This is a genomic window from Mesorhizobium sp. LjRoot246 (assembly GCF_964254115.1).
In the GTDB taxonomy this organism is placed as follows: Bacteria; Pseudomonadota; Alphaproteobacteria; order Rhizobiales; family Rhizobiaceae; genus Mesorhizobium.
The window spans coordinates 1,287,715-1,309,430 of the sequence record NZ_CAXUSN020000001.1 but is presented as its reverse complement, the minus strand read 5'-3'; the positions used below and the strand labels follow the sequence as shown (position 1 = coordinate 1,309,430).

General features: G+C 62.7%; 17 protein-coding genes and 1 pseudogene. 3 read left to right on the top strand and 15 right to left on the bottom strand.

Going from position 1 to position 21,716, the window contains the following annotated elements:
* Nucleotides 1-36: 36 nt before the first annotated feature.
* The 3 genes from ACSQ3L_RS06105 to ACSQ3L_RS06095 form a co-directional block, all read right to left on the bottom strand.
* Complete coding sequence (locus tag ACSQ3L_RS06105) at nt 37-4,536, bottom strand: autotransporter-associated beta strand repeat-containing protein (protein ID WP_436159136.1); 4,500 nt, start codon at nt 4,534-4,536, stop codon at nt 37-39.
* Nucleotides 4,533-4,751 carry a hypothetical protein gene (locus tag ACSQ3L_RS06100; RefSeq protein WP_436159135.1) on the bottom strand — a complete coding sequence of 73 codons (219 nt, stop codon included), beginning with the start codon at nt 4,749-4,751 and terminating at the stop codon, nt 4,533-4,535. The genes ACSQ3L_RS06105 and ACSQ3L_RS06100 overlap by 4 nt, the downstream gene beginning before the upstream one ends.
* A 430-nt stretch (nt 4,752-5,181) precedes the next feature.
* Nucleotides 5,182-5,436: a hypothetical protein gene (locus tag ACSQ3L_RS06095; RefSeq protein WP_436159134.1), complete on the bottom strand. Its 255-nt coding sequence runs from the start codon at nt 5,434-5,436 to the stop codon at nt 5,182-5,184.
* 20 nt (nt 5,437-5,456) lie between these two features.
* Between ACSQ3L_RS06095 and ACSQ3L_RS06090 the strand changes: the two genes are divergently transcribed.
* Nucleotides 5,457-6,227, top strand: a complete 771-nt coding sequence (locus ACSQ3L_RS06090) for an SDR family oxidoreductase (protein ID WP_436159133.1) — start codon at nt 5,457-5,459, stop codon at nt 6,225-6,227.
* 17 nt (nt 6,228-6,244) lie between these two features.
* On the opposite strand, the pseudogene ACSQ3L_RS06085 reads toward ACSQ3L_RS06090, so the two are convergent.
* The 4 genes and pseudogenes from ACSQ3L_RS06085 to recQ all read right to left on the bottom strand — a co-directional run.
* Nucleotides 6,245-6,528 (bottom strand): annotated as a pseudogene (locus ACSQ3L_RS06085) (HRDC domain-containing protein); the annotation flags it as partial.
* Between the two features lie 53 nt (nt 6,529-6,581).
* Complete coding sequence (locus ACSQ3L_RS06080) at nt 6,582-6,881, bottom strand: hypothetical protein (RefSeq protein WP_436159132.1); 300 nt, start codon at nt 6,879-6,881, stop codon at nt 6,582-6,584.
* 14 nt (nt 6,882-6,895) lie between these two features.
* The gene (locus tag ACSQ3L_RS06075) at nt 6,896-8,803 is read right to left on the bottom strand and encodes a hypothetical protein (protein ID WP_436159131.1); all 1,908 of its coding nucleotides are present in this window, start codon (nt 8,801-8,803) and stop codon (nt 6,896-6,898) included.
* 106 nt (nt 8,804-8,909) lie between these two features.
* Nucleotides 8,910-10,751, bottom strand: a complete 1,842-nt coding sequence (recQ, locus tag ACSQ3L_RS06070; RefSeq protein ID WP_436159130.1) for a DNA helicase RecQ — start codon at nt 10,749-10,751, stop codon at nt 8,910-8,912.
* Nucleotides 10,752-11,030: 279 nt separating this feature from the next.
* Between recQ and ACSQ3L_RS06065 the strand changes: the two genes are divergently transcribed.
* Nucleotides 11,031-12,452 (top strand): coniferyl aldehyde dehydrogenase, encoded by a 1,422-nt coding sequence (locus tag ACSQ3L_RS06065; RefSeq protein WP_436159129.1) that lies wholly within the window; start codon nt 11,031-11,033, stop codon nt 12,450-12,452.
* Nucleotides 12,453-12,638: 186 nt separating this feature from the next.
* Here the strand turns inward: ACSQ3L_RS06065 and ACSQ3L_RS06060 are convergent, their stop codons facing one another.
* The 8 genes from ACSQ3L_RS06060 to uxaC form a co-directional block, all read right to left on the bottom strand.
* Nucleotides 12,639-12,971 carry a cupin domain-containing protein gene (locus tag ACSQ3L_RS06060; protein ID WP_436159128.1) on the bottom strand — a complete coding sequence of 111 codons (333 nt, stop codon included), beginning with the start codon at nt 12,969-12,971 and terminating at the stop codon, nt 12,639-12,641.
* 112 nt (nt 12,972-13,083) lie between these two features.
* Nucleotides 13,084-13,848, bottom strand: a complete 765-nt coding sequence (gene kduD, locus ACSQ3L_RS06055) for a 2-dehydro-3-deoxy-D-gluconate 5-dehydrogenase KduD (protein WP_436159127.1) — start codon at nt 13,846-13,848, stop codon at nt 13,084-13,086.
* On the bottom strand, nt 13,845-14,696 hold the full coding sequence (gene kduI / locus ACSQ3L_RS06050) for a 5-dehydro-4-deoxy-D-glucuronate isomerase (protein ID WP_436159126.1): 852 nt from the start codon (nt 14,694-14,696) through the stop codon (nt 13,845-13,847). Before kduI ends, kduD begins: the two co-directional genes overlap by 4 nt.
* A 22-nt stretch (nt 14,697-14,718) precedes the next feature.
* Complete coding sequence (locus tag ACSQ3L_RS06045; protein WP_436159125.1) at nt 14,719-15,492, bottom strand: FadR/GntR family transcriptional regulator; 774 nt, start codon at nt 15,490-15,492, stop codon at nt 14,719-14,721.
* 106 nt (nt 15,493-15,598) lie between these two features.
* Entirely contained in the window at nt 15,599-16,879 is a 1,281-nt protein-coding gene (locus ACSQ3L_RS06040) for a TRAP transporter large permease (protein WP_436159124.1), read from the bottom strand.
* On the bottom strand, nt 16,879-17,406 hold the full coding sequence (locus ACSQ3L_RS06035; protein ID WP_436159123.1) for a TRAP transporter small permease: 528 nt from the start codon (nt 17,404-17,406) through the stop codon (nt 16,879-16,881). Before ACSQ3L_RS06035 ends, ACSQ3L_RS06040 begins: the two co-directional genes overlap by 1 nt.
* A 57-nt stretch (nt 17,407-17,463) precedes the next feature.
* The gene (locus ACSQ3L_RS06030; protein WP_436159122.1) at nt 17,464-18,441 is read right to left on the bottom strand and encodes a TRAP transporter substrate-binding protein; all 978 of its coding nucleotides are present in this window, start codon (nt 18,439-18,441) and stop codon (nt 17,464-17,466) included.
* Between the two features lie 34 nt (nt 18,442-18,475).
* Entirely contained in the window at nt 18,476-19,888 is a 1,413-nt protein-coding gene (gene uxaC / locus ACSQ3L_RS06025; protein ID WP_436159121.1) for a glucuronate isomerase, read from the bottom strand.
* A gap of 144 nt (nt 19,889-20,032) precedes the next feature.
* Here uxaC and ACSQ3L_RS06020 point away from each other — a divergent pair, with 144 nt between their 5' ends.
* Complete coding sequence (locus ACSQ3L_RS06020; protein ID WP_436159120.1) at nt 20,033-21,544, top strand: mannitol dehydrogenase family protein; 1,512 nt, start codon at nt 20,033-20,035, stop codon at nt 21,542-21,544.
* The last annotated feature ends 172 nt before the right edge of the window (nt 21,545-21,716 follow it).

The window sequence follows — 21,716 nt, the reverse complement described above, 5'->3', positions numbered from 1 at the left end:
AGCTGATCCCGATCGCTTACCAGCTGATCCCGATCGCTACCAGCTGATCCCGACCTTTGCCTTGCCGGCATAGCTCTGGACATTGCCCGAGAACTCGCCCTGGAAGCCGAGCGAAGCAAACAGGCCGGAGCCTGATGTGTATGTCGCGCTCGCATTGAGGAGGGCGGCGTTGGTGTCCGGTTCAGCTCCGTCGATGGTGAACGTCGCGCCGGCCAGGTCCTGGAACGTCGCTGTCACCTTGCGGCCGGTGCTGCCGTTGATCGCCCAGGCGGCACGGCCCGACAGCGTCAGCTTCGCGCCGTCCTGCAGCGCGATGTCCTTGTCGAGGTTGAGACCCAGTTCGAAGCGCGTGGCGGTGGTCGTCTGGGATCCGTAGCCGAGCGCGAAGTCGCCGGAACCGGCGCTGGTCTCGGAATAACCCGGCAGGTGATAGGCCGTGGCCTGGAAGGCGGCGTAGGGCGTCAGCACCGCAACCGGCGTGGCGAAGCGGTAGCCGCCTTCGACGCGTCCCGACCAGGTCTGCGCGTTGAAGGAAGCCTCCAGCGTGTCGCCCGGCACCGCCCGGCTGGTGTTGGTGTCGTTGAACCCATAGGCCAGCACACCGGCGACATAGGCATCGCCAAAACCCTGCCGGCCAAACACGCCGACATTGAAACTGTTGGCATGGCCGGAGCCGAGATCATCCGACAGTGAGAAACTGGATGAGCCGCCGCCGATCGCGACACCGAGACGGCTGTCGCCCCAATTCCTGACGATGCCGCCGGCGACGCCAAAAATGTCCGAATTCGTGTCGTGCGAGCCGACGACGGCATCTCCGCCGATCTTCTGCGCACCGCCATAGACGGCGCCCCATGCCTGCCAGCGGCTGGCGAAGACGGACCCCACCAGGTCGGCATTGTGGTTGGCCTTGATGCCGAGCGAGGCAAACTGGTCCTTGCCGCCGGCCGCTTCTTCTTCGGCGTAGGCCGTCGCCGTGCCGCCACCGGAAGCGGCCTCGCCCTGACCTGCCTGGACATCGAGCGCATTGATGAACTGGTCGGCGCTCTCGATGCCGGCATTGACGGCACCGGCCGCCACCTCGCCGGAGAGCTGGGAAAGCCCCGCCGCCGTCAGGCCGCCGAACACCAGCGGAATGCTGCCATTGGTGTCGAAGGCGTTGATAATGGCGTCGCCGACGGCTTGCTGGTTGCCGGAAAGCCCTGTGCCTGGCGGCGGAATGAACGCGAGCGACAGATCGAGATAGGCGTGGGTGCCGTCGTAGCTCAAATCCGCCTCGAAACCAGACGGCAGGTTGGTGTTGACGAGCGAGTCAAAGGCCCCACCGACACTGGTTGCGGTCAGGATGGTGTATTGCTTGGCGACATAACTGCCATTGGCGTAGGAGGCATTCACCGTCGCGCCGTCGAGCGTGGCCTTGCCGGTGACGTCAGCGAACGACGAAGTCGCGGGATTGAGCTGCACCAGATATTGCGCGCCGGACTGGAATGCGAGATCGCCCGATATCGTCATCGACGTGCCCGGCGTGCCATTGCCGGGCGCCAGCATGCCGCCGGACGCGATGGTCACGGTGTTGGGAGGATCGACAAGGCCAGTGCCGGTCAGGGTGCCGCCGGCGTTCACGGTCACGCTCGACGAGCTGGTGATCGCGCCATCGACTTCCAGCACGCCGCCATCGATCGTGGTCGCGCCGGTATAGGTGTTGATGCCGGAGAGAATGAGCGTACCGGTGCCGGTCTTGGTCAGCGAGCCGCCGGCGCCACCATAGAAGCCACCATCCTTGATCACGCCGGAAAAAATGGTCGAGAGATTGTTGCCGCCGACCGCGAGATCCGCCGCGCCGAGAAAGACACTGCCGTCACCCTCGATCGAACCGACTGTGGTGCTGCCGGTCGTGAGCCCTGAAATATCCAGCAACCCGCTGCCGTTCAGGATGAAGCGCGCGGCTCCGCCGCTGGCACCGCTAGCTATATAGGTCTGGCCGCCGCTCTTGGTGGTGATGCTGGCGCTACCGGCCGTGCTGGTATGGTAGAAGAGCAAGGTCCCGCCGGCGTCGTTGGTGATGTTGGCGCTGCCGGCCGTGCTGGTGTTGAAGAATCCCACGACGCCATTGTTGGTGATACTGGCGCTGCCGGCCGTGCTGGCGTCGTTGAAGAGCGTGCTGCCGCCGCCATTGGTGGTGATGTGGGCGCCGCCGGCCGTGCTGGTGTTGAGGAAATCCAGGTCGTTGTTATTGGTGATGTTGGCGGCGCTAGCGGTGCTAGCACCGCTGAAGAGCATGGTGCCGCCGCTGCTGGTGGTGATGGTGGCGGTGCCGGCTGTGCTGTTGTTGAAGAATTCCAGGCCGCCGTTGTTGATGATGGTGGCGCTGCCGGCAGTGCTGGTGTCGAAGAAGACGAGGCCGCCATCGTTGGTGATGTGGGCGCTGCCGGCGCTTGTTGCGTTGAGGAAGCCCGCCGCGCCTGTGTTGGCGATCGAGGTGATGCCTGTCGTGTCCGCATTGACGATCTCGAAAATGGCATTGTTGACCACGGCGCCGACGATTTTGCCGGTATTGCCGGTGTCGCCGAGCTGCAGGGTGCCGGCCGAAATCGTCGTGCCGCCGGTAAAGGCGCTGGCCCCGGTAAGGATGATGGTGCCGGTGCCGTTTTGCGCGAGCGCGCCGGTTCCCGAGATCGCACCGGCGAAGGTGTAGACGTCAGACCGGTTGAACGCCAGAAGGCCATTGTCGAGCACATTGCCGACGATCGACCCTCCGGCCCCGCCATTGCCGAGCTGCAGCGTTCCGCCATTGATCGCCGTGCCGCCGGTGTAGCTGCTGGTTCCGGTAAGGATCGTGGTGCCGGTGCCGTTTTGCGCGACAGCACCGGTTCCCGAGATCGCACCGGCGAAGGTGTAGGTGTCGGACCGGTTGAACGCCAGCAGGCCCTTGTCGACAACGTTGCCGACAATCGTCCCGCCGGCCCCGCCATTGCCGAGCTGCAGTGCGGCCCCAGCATTGATCGTGGTGCCGCCGGTATAGGTGTTGGTGCCCGAGAGCGTCGTGGCGCCGCCAACCAGGTTGAGCGCGCCGGTTCCCGTGATGGCGCCGGCGAAGTTGCTCGCCCCCCTCAGGCCCAGCGTCGCACCGCCGGTTGCGACCGTGCCGCTGCCGAGGAGAGTGTTCACGCGTGTGTTGAAGCCGTTCAAGTCGAGCGTCGCGCCGCTGTCGACCGTCGTCGAGGCTCCGGCGTCAAGCAAGCTGCCCAAGGCAGAATTACCGCCGCGCAAGGTGCCGCCGACCACCTCGTAGGTCTGGGTAAATAGAGCGCCGATGAACGTTCCTTGTGCCGGCGCGAACACGACGGTGCCCGTGTCCGTCGCGGAGCCGAACCTGATGCCCGAGCCGTTGCCGATGACAAAACCTGGCGTACTTAACGTCAGCGTCTGTCCCGCCGCCGCGCCAAACGTCGCGGTCACGCCATCGTTTATCGCGACCTTGTTGGTCAATGTCGCGGTGGCATCCGCCCCGAGCGTGCCGTTGCCGGTGAAGGTCACCTTGCCGGTTCCGAGCGCCCCGCCGGCGCCGATACGCAGCGCGCCGGCAGCGATCGTTGTCCCGCCCGAATAGGTGTTGGCGCCGGTGAGGGCCGTGGTGCCGGTGCCGTTTTGTGCAACCGTCCCGCCACCGCTTATGGCGGGCGAGAAAGTGAAGGCGTTCGATTGGTTGAAATTGATCGCGCCGTTGTTGGTCAGGCTGGACAGGCCGGAAATCGTCCCGGCGACGGCGCCATTCGCAACCGCATTGCCGAGATTGAGCGTGCCTGTGGTATTGATGATAAAGCTGCCGCCGCTCTGGAAAGTCAACGCACCTGCGAGGTTCAGCGTGCCGGCGCCTCCGGCTCCGCTGGGTCCAAGATGTGAGCCGACCGGAACTCCCGGAGGAACCCCGGTGCCACCCAGGACAACGGCGCCGGCACTGCCGATGGCGATGGATGAGAAGGCGTCGACAGTAACGGCGCCGCTGCCGCCCGCCCCGCCCCCGGCCACGTTGGTGTACGATGAAGCGCCGCTGCCGCCCATCCCGCCGACCAGCAGTGTTTCGCCTACAGAAAGGCGTGCACCGTTCTCCAGCAAAACAGTGCCTGTGCCGCCAGCCCCTCCGACACCGAAGGCACCTGCGCCGCCGCCGCCGCCGCCAACCAGCATCGAGCGGTTCACGGTCAGCGTGACACCCCAGACGGTAAGGTCTCCCGCGGAACCGGCAGAGCCGACTTGGTCCCAGCTGCCGCCACCGCCGCCACCGCCAACGCCGACGAATTCGTAGCTCCAGTCGCTGGTCAGGATAAGCGAAGAGGAGCCACTGGCACCGGCATCCGGCGTCTTGCCCGAAATGTCGTTGCCGTCGCCGTCGACCACCTTGCCGCCGCCGCCGCCGCCAACGAAGGTTCCACCGCCGCCGCCACCACCCAAGAGACCGCCAAGGCCGCCGAAAATGCCGCCAGCGCCATCGGCTCCCGATCCATCTGGGTTGACGCCGGCAGCGCCACCGTCGTTCACGACGACAGGACCCGCACCGCCGGCGGGATGGCCGCCGGTACCGCCGGCCCCTCCAAGGGCACCGCCGCCTCCAGCTCCAGCAGCCGTTGCACCACCACCTCCGACGCCACTGATGCCGCCACCAGTGCCGCCGGACGTTTGCAACGCAATGCCGCCGCCGCCGCCGCCGATTCCGCCGCCGCCGCCGTTGCCCCAGGCGCTAAAGCCTCCGTCACCGCCGCTTCCGACCAGCAGGCTGTCGGCTGCCGCTGGCAGCGTGGCCAGCAGCAGAGCCGCTACGGACGTTGTGGCAAGAAGAACTTTTGCGCGACCCGCTCGACGAGCCGCGCCCGGAATTGTCACGCCAGACATGCCTTGCCCTCAAAAGAAGACCGTCGCGCGCCCTATCGGCACACCAACATCGGCAAGGTGCGCCGACTGCAATGACCCAAGGCGTGTCTCATCTTGATTATGAAGGCTTTGAACGAGAATCCGTGCGCCATTAGCAATAGAGAGGCTAGATATGACGAAGAGCAAGAGTCGCATTCGCGCCGCCTGCTTTTCATTCTGGCTTGTTGCTTGCCGGCAACAGGATCACTGTAGTAACCGGCAGATGGCCCAAGTCGTGCACAAAAAAGCGGCATCGTCAGCAAAAAAATAGCGTCGTCAGGCTTCCGATTCGCGCACCGCAATCGCGCCCGGAAAACCTCGCCGAACTCCCTTGAGCTTGGCGACACGAATGCCATTGACTTCGGGCTGCTCGGCCATGTCGATCAGCGCGCGGTCGCAGACCAGCACATAGACCGGTACTTCCAGGCAAAACGCATTCGCCTGCGCATTAAGTTCATTTGACCGGCTTCGGTTGAACGGTAGGCTGGAAACAAGCCGCCGATTGCCGCATGGGATCGGTTCCCGTCCCATGCGTGCAGAGGCCGCCTGTTGTGAGCATTTTCGATCGATTTTCGTTGGAGGGGCGTGTGGCCCTGATCACCGGAGGCGGGCGCGGGCTTGGTTTCGAGATTGCGCGCGCCTTTGCCGAAGCCGGAGCCCATGTCGTGGTGACCGGCCGCACCGCCGCAACGCTCGATGGCGCCGTCGCCGCCATCGCCGGAAATAGCGGCAGTGCGCAGGCGGCGGTCTTCGACATCGCCGACGTTGGGGCGGGTCGCGCGACGATCGCCGATATTCGCAAAACCCGAGGCCGGCTCGACATCCTCGTCAACAATGTCGGCGCCCGCGACAGGAGGCCGCTCGCCGCCTTCAACGACGACGACATCCTCGATCTGTTCAAGACGGATCTCTTGTCGGCGATCTCGCTGTCACGCGATGCGGCGGAAATCATGAAAGCGCACGGCTATGGCCGGCTGATCGCGGTGACCTCGATCGTCGGTGAGATGGCGCGACCCGGCGATGCCATCTATCCGGCCGCCAAGCAGGGGCTGACCGGGCTGATGCGCAGCATGGCCGTCGAATACGGCGCGCACGGGGTAACGAGCAACGCCATCGCGCCAGGAATGTTCGCCACCGAGACCAATGCCGCGATGGCGGAAAATCCCGATATGGTTGCCTTCGCCCGCCAGCGGATTCCGCTGCAGCGCTGGGGGCGGCCGCATGAAATCGCCGGTGCCGCACTTTACCTCGCCAGCGATGCGGCCTCCTTCGTCAACGGACATGTCTTGACTGTCGACGGCGGGATGTCCGTACAGATGTGACGACGCACGACAGGTCTTCAGACTGCTCCACCGGATTGGTGCGCGGCGATTGCGCTGAGAAAAACCTGGCCGAACTCCTTGAGCTTCGCCGCACCGACGCCATTCACTTCGGCGGGCGGCGCTCCGCCATGTCGATCAGCGTGCGATCCGAGAACACCACATAGGCCGGCACCTGGCGTTCCTTGGCGAGCCGCAGGCGCAGCCGCAGCGCCTTGAGCGCGGCCAGCAGCCCGGTTACTGCCGCATGCACCATTCCCGCCACCGACGGCCCCGCCACTCGATGCCGACGAGATCGGATCTGTCGGACCACCACGACACGTTGAGCTTGGCGGAGTGCTGCGTCTACCGTGTGCACTATTCGTACTGTTTGAGAAAGTCGCTCTTCAGCTGGTTGGAGAGGTCCGCCAAGCGCACTGCTGCCCTGGCCTCATCCACTTCGAAAGCCTTCCCGATCTCATCCAAGGCACTTTTGAAAATGTCCTCTCTGAGTCTGCTGGATAGCCTAACGCCGAGGAGCGTTGGAAAAACAGTTTCGTAGCTTTGCCGCACCTTCTCTGCCGAAGGCGACAGCGCAATGAAGTGGAGTAGGAATTCGGGCCGCATCATAAAGCGGCTCTTTTTTTCTACCACCTGGAGACCAGTGGCTCTTCTCACGGATGCATCTTGAGTCAGCCACCAAGTCTTGAATCCGAACGGATTCGAGTAGTTTCGTTCACCGCCCACCTGCCGACGAGATATACTCGTAGAACGTGCATAGCGTCATTCTCAGCTAGCCGCTCCTCCTTGTCTCGAAGATTCTTCTTCTTCCTCTCTCCAAGTACGCGCTTGGTCAACGCCTTGAGCTCGTCCGCATCGACTCCGGCCAACGTTTCGCTATCGGGTTCATAGATCAAGCCAAATCGCCGAATCAAATACTCTCGAATCTCCTCACGCCCCCTGTCGCTGTGAAGTGACTTAAATTCGCAAAAATTCCCGATGTAGGAGCGCCACCCGGCAGGCGATCGAACCCCGTCCTGGGGACTTAGTTTAGCATAATAGTAGGCGCGGATGAGGATGCGGTCGATGTTTCTCGCCAAGTCCAAATCCACGTACGGCTCAACCTCCATGTAGTGGTTCTGGTACTCAGCACTAGTGGCCTTCAAATGCGTCCAAACCTCCTCGACGCAACGTTCCGTCAATATCAACTTCGAACCTGCCTCTCGCAATATCGCCAATGTCCCAATTGTTGACTGGTCTTTCTTTTGGAGATAGTATTCCGAAAGCGATCGGATTATTATATCCGTTCCTACGTACAGGATCAAATCTGCGCTCATACCTCTGAAATATTCGACTACTTTTGCGTCATTTCTAAGCAAGAACATAAGAATATATGTCCTGCTCATTTTTCCAAGATAAACCCGCTCCTCTTCCGAGCTATCATATATTGTTGCGCGAAGCGCGGAAAAAGCCAGCTCACCAACTCGAATTGCCTTGGCTCCGAAAAGACCTTGATCGTGAAGCGCCTTGCCTAAATTGTCACTGATGGTTGGCGGGGTAAAGTTATCTGGTTCGTCACCGTTGAGAAAATAGGCCATCTCTAGGCCTTGAGTTTCGTAAGTTATTTCAAGCGCCCGATGACACGCTCGGACGGCTTGCGAAACTAGTTCGGGCTCATCGTCGGCTCTAAGCAAAGGCTCGATGCGAGACCGGAAAACGTCCGAGACGCTTGTCCGCAAGTACTCATCTTCCGCATTCTCCCGTTCAACAATTTCCCGAGCCTCAAAGGGAAGGCAGTAGTGGCCCTCCTTGCTATAGGAGCGAATTTCACGGCCGTTTGTGTTATCTTTTGCTGCCAGTCTTTCCAGGCGACTATCGAGTACGCCTCGCATGAAATCGACGGCTGTTGGCAACGCGCCCTCGATCTTTTTGAGGATGTCGTCACGTGTCATGAAGGTGCCCTTATCAGGGTCTGTTCCCTCCAAGGACCATAGAATCAGACTGTCGGTGACCCCCTCCAGCATCTCCGTATTGCCGCGTCGCCGTTCAAGCTCTTGACCCAGGAAGACGCAAAGCGAACGGGACGCCACGCGGGGAACGTCGCCAATCGTTTCTGCGGAACCGATATTTCTTAGATACTCGAGGTAATGAGACAGAAAAGACCTAAACGCTTGTATCGTTTGGGTAGAATCATTGATATGCGCAGCAATATACTTTGCATCACGTATGCGAACTTGTATTCTGAACTCGTCGCTTAGAAGTTCTTCCTCCGCATCCACGCGCGGAACCACGACACTTGTCATATATATTAGGGAGTTAATTTCCCTCCCAAACTCTTTTATCCGACGGATTGTTCCTCGTATTTTTGCTCTTGTTTCCGGTGTAATCGAGGCCTGCATAAACCGCCCTGGACGCTCTTCCGAAAAGAGCGACTCAACGTCGAAACCCTCCGCTCCCCCATCATGAGTGCCGCCGAGAGGAACAAAGGAGCTCCCCTGCGTGGCGCTGTAGAACGCCTGCGCAAACTGTTCGAAGTCATTTGGCTTCACATGCTCAAGCGCGAGCTCAACTGCCCTGAAATCTATCGTTTGGGTCGTCATTTCGTCCCCCACTCGGCAATATGGTCGCCTATCTGGGCGATGGCGCAAGTTGGCAGACCGGAGCTAAGCGGGCAAGCTCACTACCTCGACAAGAGCCCTCTTGCCGTCAGCCCGAACCACCCGACAGATGCCCCGCAATCGCGCTCAGAAAAACCTGCCCAAACTCCTTAAGCTTCGCCGCCCCGACGCCGTTCACCTCGGCGAAAGCATCGAGGTCGCGCGGGCAGCGCTCGGCCATGTCGATCAGCGTGCGATCGGAGAACACGACATAGGCCGGCACCTGGCGCTCCTTGGCAAGGCGTAGTCGCAAGGCCTTGAGCGCGGCCAGCAGTGACGCATCGATACCCTCGACGTTCATGCCCGAACCGTCGGCCGCTCGCATCTTGCGCAAGGCGCGGCCGCGCACCTCGACACGATAATGGAACGGCATCTCGCCGCGGCCAAGCGCATGGCCTTTTTCGGCGATGGCGAGGCCGCCATGGCCGGCCGGATCCGGCATCAGAAACCCGCCGGCGACGAGCTGCCGGATCAGCGACAGCCAGAAATCCTTCTTGTGCGCCAGTCCGCTGCCGAAGCTGGCAAGCCTCTGGTGGTTCCTGGCCAGCACCTTCTCGGTTTCATGGCCGAGCAGGATATCGATCACATGGCCGGCCCCGAAACGCTCGCCGCTCTGCGCGATGGCCGCAAGGATGATCCCCGCCTCCGCCCCGCCATCGGCGCGCGGCGCCTGGTCGAGGCAGGTGTCGCAATTGCCGCAAGGCTGCGCTTTCTCGCCGAAATAGCCGAGCAGCACCTGGCGACGGCACTGCGCCGTCTCGCAATAGCCGATCAGCGTGTCGAGCCGGCCATGCGAGCGCCTCTTGTGCTCGGCCGGTGCGTCCTCGTCGTCGATGAACATCCGGCGCATGCGGATATCGCCAAGGCCGAACAGCATATGCGCCTCGGCGTCCCGCCCATCGCGGCCCGCACGCCCGATCTCCTGGTAATAGGCCTCCAGGCTGCCCGGCATGTCGGTGTGGAAGACATAGGCGACATCAGGCTTGTCGATGCCCATGCCGAAAGCGATGGTCGCCACCATGACGACGCCGGACAGGGTCATGAAGCTGTTCTGGTTGGCGTCACGCGCCTCCTTGCTCATGCCGGCATGATAGGCGAGCGCGGTGACGCCGTTCTTCTCGAGGAACGCCGCCATCTCCTCCGTCTTCTTGCGCGACAGGCAGTAGACGATGCCGCTGCGGCCGGGATGGCGCTCGACGAAGCGCAGCAGCTGGCGCTTGCTGTCCTGCTTGGCCTCGATGGCAAGCTTGATGTTCGGCCGGTCGAAGCCAAGCACCAGGGTCTCTACGCGTTCGGCGAACAGCCGCGCTTCGATGTCGGTGCGCGTGCCTTCGTCCGCCGTCGCCGTCAGCGCGATGATCGGCACGTTGGGGAAGATGCCGCGCAGCCGTGACAGGTCCTCGTATTCGCGCCGGAACGCCGGCCCCCATTGCGAAATGCAATGCGCCTCGTCGACAGCGATCAAGCTGATATCGAGCCTGGCCAGCGCCTCGAGCATCCGCTCGGTCATCAGCCGCTCCGGCGCGAGATAAAGCAGGCGCGTCTGGCCCGAAGCAACGCGCCGCCATGCAGCGATATTGGCATCGCGGTCGATCGAGGAATTGATCGTGTCCGCGGCCACGCCGGCAAGGCGCAAGGCGGCGACCTGATCCTGCATCAGCGCCACCAGCGGCGAAACGACAATGGTGAGCCCGCCCAGGACCAGCGCCGGGACCTGGTAGCAAAGCGATTTGCCCGCACCCGTCGGCATGACGGCCAGCACATGACGCCCGGCCAGCAGCGCGTCCATGACATCGGCCTGGCCGGGACGAAAATCATCGAAGCCGAACACGTCCTTCAGGACGCGCCGCTTGGGATCCTCCGCCCGAACGCTCGCTGCCTGTGCCTGCATCAGGCAGACACCGGGCTGGAACCGATGCTTGGTGGATTGGAGAGGATGTGGAAACCGGTCAAAACGACTCTCCGCGTGATGCTTTGGAGTAACGCAGCCATCCTCCAACCACAACGCCCGTTTGCTAGAACCCGATAATCCGCTTGTTGACATCGTCGGGTTGCGCCATGGCAGCGATAGGCTCCGTGTTAAGACCCCTTCCCCCGCGATAGCTGCGCCCCGCTGGATTCCTTCACGCACCACGATGTAAGCTCGGCCCGGCTAGCCAGGGAGGGCGCGATGCTGCAGACCAGACAGGGTGTTCTCAGCGAGCGGTTCCAGTTGCAACGTACCGCCTTCGAGGCGCAGCCTTTCCCGGACTTTGGCGTCCGAGGGGACCGGCTGAAGCGCCTGCTGGCGCTGACCGACCGGCACGAGGCCGATATCTGCGCGGCGATCGACGCCGACTTCGGTGGTCGGTCAGCACACGAGACGCGGCTTGCGGAACTGTTCGTGGTGCGCGCCGGCATCCGCCACGCGCTGTCCCACCTCAGAGGCTGGATGCGCGAGCGCCGTGTCGCCACCACCATGCCGTTCCTGCCGGGCCGAAATCGCCTCATCCCGCAGCCGCTCGGGGTCGTCGGCATCGTCTCACCCTGGAATTATCCCTTCCAGCTCGCCGTCGCGCCGGTCACCGCCGCCCTTGCCGCCGGCAACCGCGTGCTCATAAAACCTTCCGAACTGACGCCGGCATTTTCGGTGCTGCTGGCCAAACTCGTCGCCGAGCATTTCGCACCCGATGAGCTTGGCGTCATCACTGGCGATGCTGAGATGGGAAAGGCCTTCGTGTCGATGCCTTTCGATCATTTGCTGTTCACCGGCTCGACCGCGGTTGGCCGCCAGGTTGCGATCGCGGCGGCCGCCAACCTGACCCCGGTCACGCTCGAGCTCGGCGGCAAGTCGCCGGCAATCTTCGATCCGTCCTGCGACCTCGATGCGGCGGTGTCCAGCGTTGCCTATGGCAAACTGTTGAATGCCGGCCAGACCTGCATCGCGCCGGACTATCTGCTGGTGCCGAAGGGGCAGGCAGGCACGGTCGCCGCCAAGCTCGCAATGGCGATCGCAAAGCTCTACCCGACCTTGCGCGATAACCCCGACTATACCGCGATCGTCAGCGACCGGCACCACCAGCGCCTGCGCGACATGATCACCGAGGCGCGTGATGCCGGCGCCGACATCACCGAAATCAACCCAGCCCGCGAGGAACTCGGCGCCACCAGCCGGAAACTGCCTCCGACCTTGGTCCGCAATGCCAGCGCAAACCTGCGGCTGATGCGCGAAGAGATCTTTGGCCCGGTGCTGCCGATCGTCGAATACGGCACCGTCGACGAGGCGATCGCGCATGTGAATGGGGCGGATCGGCCACTGGCGCTCTACTGGTTCGGGCGCGACAGCGGCAACCGTCAACGCATCCTGCGCGAGACCGTCGCCGGCGGCGTCACCATCAACGACTGCATGCTGCATCTTGTGCAGGAGAACCAGCCCTTCGGTGGCGTCGGCGCCAGCGGCATGGGCGCCTATCACGGCGAATGGGGTTTCCGCACCTTCAGCAAGGAGAAGCCGGTTTTCCTGCAGTCCCGGCTGAGTGCGGGAGCCCTGCTGCGCCCGCCCTACGGCAAGACGTTCGAACGGCTTTTCAGCCTGCTTCGGCATATCACCTGACCGAACGAGCGTGATCGATTCGTCACGACGCAGCGCTGGCGCATTAAGACTATCTTCACCACGGTGCGGCAGGGTCCTCATCCTGCGGTCATGTCTTGAGTACCGCGGCGCCACAAGCGCCCAGGCAACAGACCCGCGCCTCTTTTGGGGTGCGGGTCATTCCCCGCTCGATCTCTTACTCCCTAGCTAAAGAAAATCCGCCCGGTGCGGCGCAAAGCTGTCGACCAGCCGCCCTGCTTCCAGCGCCTTGACCCCGTGCACAAGGCCTGACGGGACGATAAAGCAGCCGCCGGTCTCGAGGGTCTCGGTCCGGCCGTCGATGGTCACCTCGAAGCGGCCTTCGGCGACATAGCTTGCCTGGACATGCGGGTGCGAATGCAGGGCGCCGACGCCACCCTTGTCGAAGCCGAATTCGACCAACATCAACTCGTCGGTGTGCAGGAGAACACGCCGCCTGTTGCCGTCCGGCGTCACCGTCCACGTGCCCTCGCCGGCATGCGCGAAGATCTTTGCGGTCATCGTCATCTCCTAAGAGCAATTCCAGGAAAAGTGTGAAACGGTTTTCCGTCCGGAATTGCGTCAAAACAAAGAGATAGCGCAGTTCGGCGTTTCCGTGAAACGATGAACTGCGCTATCGCGCCAGCCAGCCGCCATCCACCGGCACCACCGCGCCATGCATGTAGTTCGACGCCGGTGCCAGCAGGAACACGGCTGCGTCGCCAATATCGCTCGCCTCGCCCCAGCGGCCGGCCGGGATGCGCGCCAGGATGGCGGCGCTGCGGTCGGGATCGGCGCGCAGCGCCTGTGTGTTGTTGGTCTCGATATAGCCCGGCGCAATGGCGTTGACGTTGATGCCCTTTGCCGCCCATTCGCAGGCGAGCAGCCGGGTGATGCCGAGCACGCCATGCTTCGAGGCCGTGTAGGACGCGACACGGATGCCACCTTGGAAGCTCAGCACCGAGGCGATGTTGACGATCTTGCCCTGGCGCCCGCCGGCAAGCGCACGTCTGGCGAAGGATTGGCAGAGCAAGAAAACCGTCTTCAAATTGACGTCCATGACGTCGTCCCAATCGGCCTCGCTGAGATCGACGGCATCGGCGCGGCGGATGATGCCGGCATTGTTGACCAGCCCGTCGAGCGGACCGCTTTGGTCCCAGACGCGGTCAAGCAAGGGACCGGTGGCCGAAATGTCGGCAAGATCGGCGCTCACCGCCTCGAATTGCCCGCCGACCGCGACAACCTTGTCTGCCGTATCGTCCATCGACGAACGGCCGACGCCGATCACCGTGCCGCCGGCGCGTGCGACAGACACCGCGATGCCCTGGCCGATGCCGGTATTGGCGCCGGTGACGAGAATGCGTTTTCCCGCCAGGCTGAAAGCCGAGAGGTCGCTCACCGCAATTCGTCCAATGCCACCGGGTCTACATCGGTATAGTCGACATTGTCGCCTGCCATCGCCCAGATGAAAGCGTAGTTGGAGGTGCCGGCGCCCGAATGGATCGACCAACCCGGCGACAGCACCGCTTCCTCATTGCCCATGACGATATGGCGCGTTTCGTCCGGCTCGCCCATGAAGTGGAAGACGCGCGCCGTCTCAGCCAGGTCGAAATAGAGATAGGCCTCTATGCGCCGGTCATGCACATGGCACGGCATGGTGTTCCACACCGAGCCGGGAGCCAACTGAGTCATGCCGACCACCAGTTGGCACGTCTTCACGCCCTCGGCATGGATGAACTGGAAGATCGAACGCTCGTTGCAGGCATCCTTGCTGCCGAGATCGAGGCGCTTGGCATCGCCGATGCGGATCAGCCGGCTGGGATGAGCCTGATGCGCCGGCGCGCTGAGCAGATAGAATTTGGCTGGCGCGGCTTCATCCGCTGAGGCGAAGGACACATCCTGTGTGCCCATGCCGAGATAGAGCATGTCGCGCGCCTGCAATTCATGAGGTTGGCCACCGGCCCTGATAACACCCGCGCCACCGATGTTGACGGCGATCAGCTCGCGCCGGTCGAGAAAACCCTTTGTCCCGGTCGGCTTGATCGCTTCCAGCGGCAGTGGCGCCGCCACCGGCATCGCGCCGCCGACGATCATGCGGTCGTAATGCGTGTAGGTCAGGCTGACGCGGCCGGACTGGAACAGATTTTCAATGTGGAAGTTGTGACGCAGCTCGTCGGTTCCCATCGCTGCGGCGGCGACCGGGTCGATGGCAAAGCGGGATGTGTAGTCGGTATGGTTCTGGCTCATGGCTGTCCTGACTTGAGATGGGTCATTCGCCGGCGGCGGCCTTGACCGAACTGGCATAAAAAGCCTGACGCGCATGCAGGCGCTCGCGGTAACGCTGCTGGCTGGCGGCAAGATGTGCGCGCATCGCCTCGCGAGCGGCCTCGGCATCGCCTGATGTGATCGCGTTGAGGATCACCAGATGCTCGCGCTGCAGCCCGCGCTGATAGCTGTCGGATTGCGCCAGTTCGGTCGACCAGGGCGAAGTCACGTCGCACGGAATGGCGCGCCGGCCGAGCACGTCGAGCATCTCGACATAGAACGGGTTGTTGGTGGCGCTGGCGATGGCGCGATGGAAAGCGAGGTCGGCCGGCCCGGTCGGCTCGCTGGCAAGCAGCAGTCGCTCGAACTCGAAGAAGGCTTCCTGGATCGCCGCCTCCTGCGCGGCATTGCGGCGGATCGCGGCGAGCCCGGCCGATTCGATCTCGATCGCCAGCCGCACCTCGAGCACGTTGAGCGCGATCGAATCCTTGCTACCCATGTCGGCTGCCAGCGCACCGAACATCGTCGAGATGTGCTCGGTGACGAAGACGCCGGCGCCCTGGCGCGGTTCGACCAGCCCGTCGGCGGCAAGCTTGGCCAGCGCCTCGCGGATGACGGTGCGGCTGACGCCGAAGGTTTCGGTCAGCTGGCCCTCGGTCGGCAATTTGTGTCCGGGCAGGATCTCGCCGGCCTGCAGCTGCTTGCGGATCGCCGCGACGACGGTCTCCGACAGTTTTGGCTTTCTCTCGACCCTGAGGTCGGCGGATGCAGCGGACACGTGATGGTCTCCTAAAGCAATTCCAGGAAAAAGTGTGAAACGGTTTTCCGTCCGGAATTGCGTCAAAACAAAGGGTTAGAGCAGTTCGCCGTTTTCGTGAACTGCTCTAGTGAAACAGGCGCGGTAGCCACAATGAAATTTCCGGCACGTAGGTGACTAGCATCAGCACGACGAAAGCCGCGCCATAGAATGGCCAGATCGAACGCATCGCCGTCCAGATCGGGATGCGGCCGATGGCGCAACTGACGAACAGCACGGCCCCAACCGGCGGTGTGCACAGGCCGATGCCGAGATTGAGAATGAGGATCACCCCGAAATGCACCGGATCGACGCCATAGGCCATGACCACGGGCAGGAAGATCGGCGTGGTGATGATGATCAGCGGCGACATGTCCATGAACGTGCCGAGGATGAGTAGCACGACGTTGATCAACAGCAGGATGACCAGCTTGTTGTCGGACACGGACTGCAGGAAGGCGACCAGCGCGGCCGGCACCCTGAGATAGGCAAGCAGCCAGCCAAAGGCGGCGGCGCAGCCGATGATCATCAGCACCATCGCGGTGGTGCGCACGGCAGCGGTGGTGGCGGTGACGAAGTCGTTCCAGCTCATCGAACGATAGACCAGCAGCGTCACCAGAAAAGCATACACGATGGCGATGCAGGAGCTTTCGGTGGCGGTGAAGACGCCGGAGCGGACGCCGCCGAAGATGATGCCGATCAGGATCAACCCGGGAATGGCGGCAACGAGCAATTGCAGTGCCCTGCCGAAGCCGGCGAACGGTTCGGTCGGATAGCCGCGGCGGCTGGCGACCCAAAAGGCCGTGACCATCAGCGATAGCGCCAGCAGCAGGCCGGGTATGATGCCGGCGGTGAACAGGTCGGCGATCGAAATCCGGCCGCCGGCCGAAATCGAATAGATAATCATATTGTGCGAAGGCGGTATCAGCAGCGCGATGATGGCGCCGACGGACGTGATGTTGACGGCATAGTCGACGCCGTAGCCGCGCGCCTTCATCTGCGGAATCATCAACCCGCCGACCGCCGAGGCGTCAGCCACCGCCGAGCCGGAAATGCCGCCGAACATGGTCGAGGCAGCGATGTTGACCTGGCCAAGCCCGCCGCGCAGGTGACCGACCAATGCTCCTGCGAGCGCCACCAGACGGGCGGCAATGCCGCCGCGCACCATCAGGTCGCCGGCGAAAATGAAGAACGGGATGGCCATCAGCGAGAACACGCTGACGCCGGAGTTGAGGCGCTGGAACACCACAAGCGGCGGCAAGCCCAGCACCAGAACCGTCGCGAAGCTGGCGACACCGAGGCAGAACGCGATCGGTGTGCCGATGATCAGAAGAAAGACGAAGGTGCCGAACAGAACCGTCAGTGCCATCACAGACCTTCCTCGCCCGTGGCGTACTGATCGGCATCGACCGGCAGTCCTGCAAACCGCCCGGCCAGCCGCTCAAGGGAAAACAGGCAGACAAGCGCGCCGCCCAGAATAACCGGCAGGAAACTGACGCCGCCCGGGAAAGCGAGAGACGGCATCACCGTGTTCCAGGTCAGCCGGGTGAGCTGGGCGCCGTAGACGATCATGCCGGCACCGAAGGCGAGCACGACGACATCCGAAATGCTTCGAAGCACTGCCTTTGCGGCCGGCGGCAGGAAATAGAGCAGCACATCGAAGCCCAGATGCGTGCGCTCGCGGACACCGACCGCAGCACCCAGGAAGATGAACCACCCCATCAAAATCACCGAGAAGGGTTCAGTCCAGCTTGGCGAGCTGTTCAGCACATAGCGCGAGAACACCTGCCAGAAGATGATCACCGTCATCAGGGTCAGCCCGATGCCGCTGATCCACAGCGCAAGCCTCGCCAGCCGTGACAGCAGCCGTTCTATTGCCAGCCAGAATGGTTTCATATGCACGCCTCCCCTGAATGGTGGCGCGGAGATCGCGCCACCATTGCCGCGAACGAATTACTTGGTCGCCTGAATGCGTGCCGCGAGGTCCTTGAGTTCGGGCGTCGACAGGTACTTGTCGTAGACCGGCTTCATGGCATCGATCAGCGGCTGCTTGTCGATCTCGCTGACCTTCACTCCGGCTTTCTCGACGATGTCGCGCGACTTCTTCTCCTGCGCGTCCCACAGCTCACGCATCTTGACGACGCTGTCCTTGGCCGCCTGCCGCACGATCGCCTGGTCTTCCGGTGTGAGCTTGTCCCAGCTCGCCTTCGACATCACCAGAACCTCTGGCACGATCTGGTGCTGGTCGAGCGTGTAATGCTTGGCGACCTCGAAATGCTTGGCGGATTCGAAGCTCGGCCAGTTGTTCTCGGCACCGTCGATGACGCCTGTCTGCAAAGCCGAATAGACCTCGCCATAGGCCATCGGCGTGGCATTGGCGCCCAACGCATTGACCATGTCGACGAACACGTCGGACTGGATGACGCGGAACTTCATGCCTTTCATGTCGGCCATCGAGGTGATGTCCTTCTTGGTGTTGTAGAAGGAGCGAGCGCCGGAATCGTAGAAGGCAAGGCCAACCAGATTATGCGCCTCGAATGCTTTGAGTATCTGCTCGCCGATCGGCCCGTCCATGACATGGCGCATATGCTCGACCGAGCGGAAGATGTAGGGCAGCGACGGCACCGCCGTCTCCGGCACGATGCCGTTGAAAGGACCCATCGAGACGCGGTTGAGGTCGAGGACGCCCGCCTGGGTCTGCTCGATCGTGTCCTTTTCCTCGCCGAGCTGCGCCGAGTGATAAACCTCGACCGAGTACGCGCCCTTGGTGCGCTCCTTGATCAGCTCGCCCATATATTTGACCGCGTCGACGGTCGGGTAGCCATCCGGATGCGTGTCGGCCGACCGCAGCACGGTCTCGGCGTTGGCAATGCCGACTAGCAGCGAGCCGAAGGCGAATGTGGCTGCCGTCAATTTCAAGAAATGCAACATGACTTCCTCCCTTTTAAAAATCGAAACGCCCGACTCAGAGCCGGTACGCCTTCTTCGCAAGCGTGTAGGCAAGCTCCCGAGCCAACTCCTGCGCCTCGTCCTCGCGCAGCCGGTGCTCGGCGACGAGACGCGCCAGGAACGCACAGTCGACCCGCCGCGCCACGTTGTGACGCGCCGGGATCGATGGAAAGGCGCGGGTATCGTCGTTGAAGCCGACGGTGTTGTAGAAGCCGGCGGTCTCAGTGGTCATCTCGCGGAACCGCCGCATGCCCTCCGGGCTGTCGTGGAACCACCAGGCGGGTCCGAGCTTCAGCGCCGGATAGACACCGGCCAGCGGCGCGAGCTCGCGCGCATAGCTGGTTTCGTCGAGCGTAAAGAGGATGATCGTGAGGTCGCGTTCCAGCCCGACGCAGTCGAGCAGCGGCTTCAGCGCCGTCACATAGTCGGTCCGGGTCGGGATATCGAAGCCCTTGTCGCGGCCGAATTTCTGGAAGATCGCGGGCGAATGGTTGCGCCAGGAGCCGGGATGGATCTGCAGCACCAGCCCGTCGTCAAGGCTCATCTTGGCCATCTCGGTCAGCATCTGGGCGCGGAACAGTTTTCTCTCGCGCTCGTCGTCGGAACCACGGCGAACCCGATTGAACAGCTCCTCGGCCGCGGCGTCCGAAAGATTGGCGGTCTCGGCCGTCGGATGGCCATGGTCGGACGAGGTCGCACCGAAGCTCTTGAAGAAGGCGCGCCGCTGCCGGTGCGCATCGAGATAGCCGCCCCAGCTGCCGGTGTCGCAGCCGGTGATTTCGCCGAGCCGGTCGAGATTGGTTGAAAACCCTTCGAAATCGGGATCGACGACGGCGTCCGGCCGATAGGCGGTAACGACCCGGCCCTGCCAGCCGCTATCGCGGATCATTTGGTGCCATTGGAGATCGTCGAGCGCGCCTTCCGTGGTCGCGATGACCTCGATGTTGAAGCGCTCGAACAGCGCCCGCGGGCGGAAATTCTCCCACTGCAGCAGCGTTGCGATGGTGTCGTAGTGACGATCGGCCGTCGCTGCGCTCAGCGGTTCGTCGATGCCGAACAGATCGGCGAGCACATGGTCGAACCACAGCCGGGTCGGCGTTCCGCGAAACAGATAATAATGCTCGGCAAAGCGCCGCCAGATCGTCCTGCCGTCGGTCTCGACCGGCCCGCCGTCCAGCGTTGCCACGCCGAGATCCTCGAGGCGGACGCCCTGGCTGAACAGCATACGGAAGATGTAATGGTCCGGCACGATGAGCAGTTGCGCCGGATCCGGGAACGGCTCGTTCAGCGCATACCAACGCGGATCGGTGTGACCATGCGGGCTGACCAGGGGCAGGTCCTTGATCCCGGTATAGAGATCACGAGCGATCGAGCGCGACCGCGCCTCGGCGGGAAACAGCAAATCCGCATCGGTCAGTGCCACGATCATCCTCCCAGAGCCCCCATCGGTAGGGTCGGCTGGAAATAATGTCAACATACAAAAATTAGATTGTTGTATGATGACTTTTCGGCCCATTGTGTGGCATGAGTTCGGATGTTACGCCGCTTGCCGACCACTCCCCGAGGCGACTTCATGCCATCCGACCAGACCAGCCGTACCACGACGAGCAGACGCCTTTCCGGCAAGACAATGCTGGCACTGCCAGCTTCGGTCGCGACACCTTCATATGACCGCAACCAAGTCGTCCCAGGCATCGTCCATCTTGGCGTTGGCGCCTTCCATCGCGCCCACCAGGCAGCCTATGTCGACGACTGCCTGGCGGCCGGCGAGACCGGCTGGAGCATAACAGGCGTTTCGCTGCGCAGCGCCGACACGCGTGACGCGCTGGCGCCGCAGGACGGGCTCTATACGCTGGCGATCAGGAGCGGCGGCGAGGAGAAGCTTCGCGTCATCGGCTCGATCGGCGCGATGCTGGTGGCGCCTGAAGATCCGGGCGCGGTGCTGGCAGCACTGGCCGATCCAAACACCCGCATCGTGACGCTGACGATCACCGAAAAGGCCTATCTGAGGGCAGCGGGCGGCGGACTGGACGCCGCTCATCCCGATATCGTCCATGATCTGGCAAATCCGCAGATGCCGAAGACGGCGCATGGTTTTCTGGCCGAAGCGCTTGTCCGGCGACGCGCCGCCGGCACGCCGCCCTTCACCGTCCTGTGCTGCGACAACCTGCCCGCCAACGGCGCCACGCTGCACCGGCTGCTCGCCGAATTCGCAGGACTACGTGACGCCAAGCTCGCCAAACATATTGCCGACGAGGTCGCGTTTCCCTCCAGCATGGTCGACCGCATCGTGCCTGCAACCACCGATGCCGACCGGACGCGGATAGCCGTCGAACTCGGTGTCCAGGATGCCTGGCCTGTTATGACCGAGCCGTTCTGCCAGTGGGTGGTCGAGGACAATTTCCCGGGCGGCCGTCCAGCCTGGGAGAAGTTCGGCGTCACCATGGTCGATGATGTAAGGCCCTTCGAGGACATGAAGCTGCGTCTGCTCAACGGCTCGCATTCGGCGATTGCCTATCTCGGCCTGCTCAGCGGCCATGCCACGGTCGACCGCGCCTTCGCCGATCCGGCAATCCGCCAGTTCGTCGACAGATTGTGGGCCGAAGCTATTCCGACCTTGCCGGAGGGCGCCGGATTGGACACAGGCGCCTATACTGCCGAGCTCGCAGAGCGTTTTTCCAACACCGCCCTTGCTCATCGCACCGCGCAGATCGCCAATGACGGCAGCCAGAAACTGCCGCAGCGCATCATCGCGTCCGCCATTGAATGCCTCAAAGCCGGTACTGAACTGGTCCATCTAACCCTGGTGGTGGCTGCCTGGATCGCCGCCTGCACCGCGCGAGGAAAGACCTTGCCGGAGGGTCATTTCACCGATCCGCTCGACGCGGCGCTGACGGCACTTTTGAGTGAGCAACTGCCGGCCAACGAAACCGTGGCCGCGGTGTTCGACCTAGCCGGCTTCGCCAAGGACCATGCCGAGCGCCAGACGTTGATCGAACTCGTGGCCGTGCATCTCGTCCACCTGCGACGGGACGGTCCGACTCTGGCCTTTGCTGCGCTTGGCATACAGAGCGAGCAGACCTAACCACGAAACGCTATGCCAGGAACGGCATCAGGCTATTTTCCACTTCGTGCGAGCACCTTTGAGCCTTTTATCCAAGCCGCGCCTATCGACAAGCTCGATGAAATCGAGAGTATGAATGAGAATCCGCTGCAGCCGAATCTTTCTGAAATCCTTATTGCCGTCCTCTAGAGCG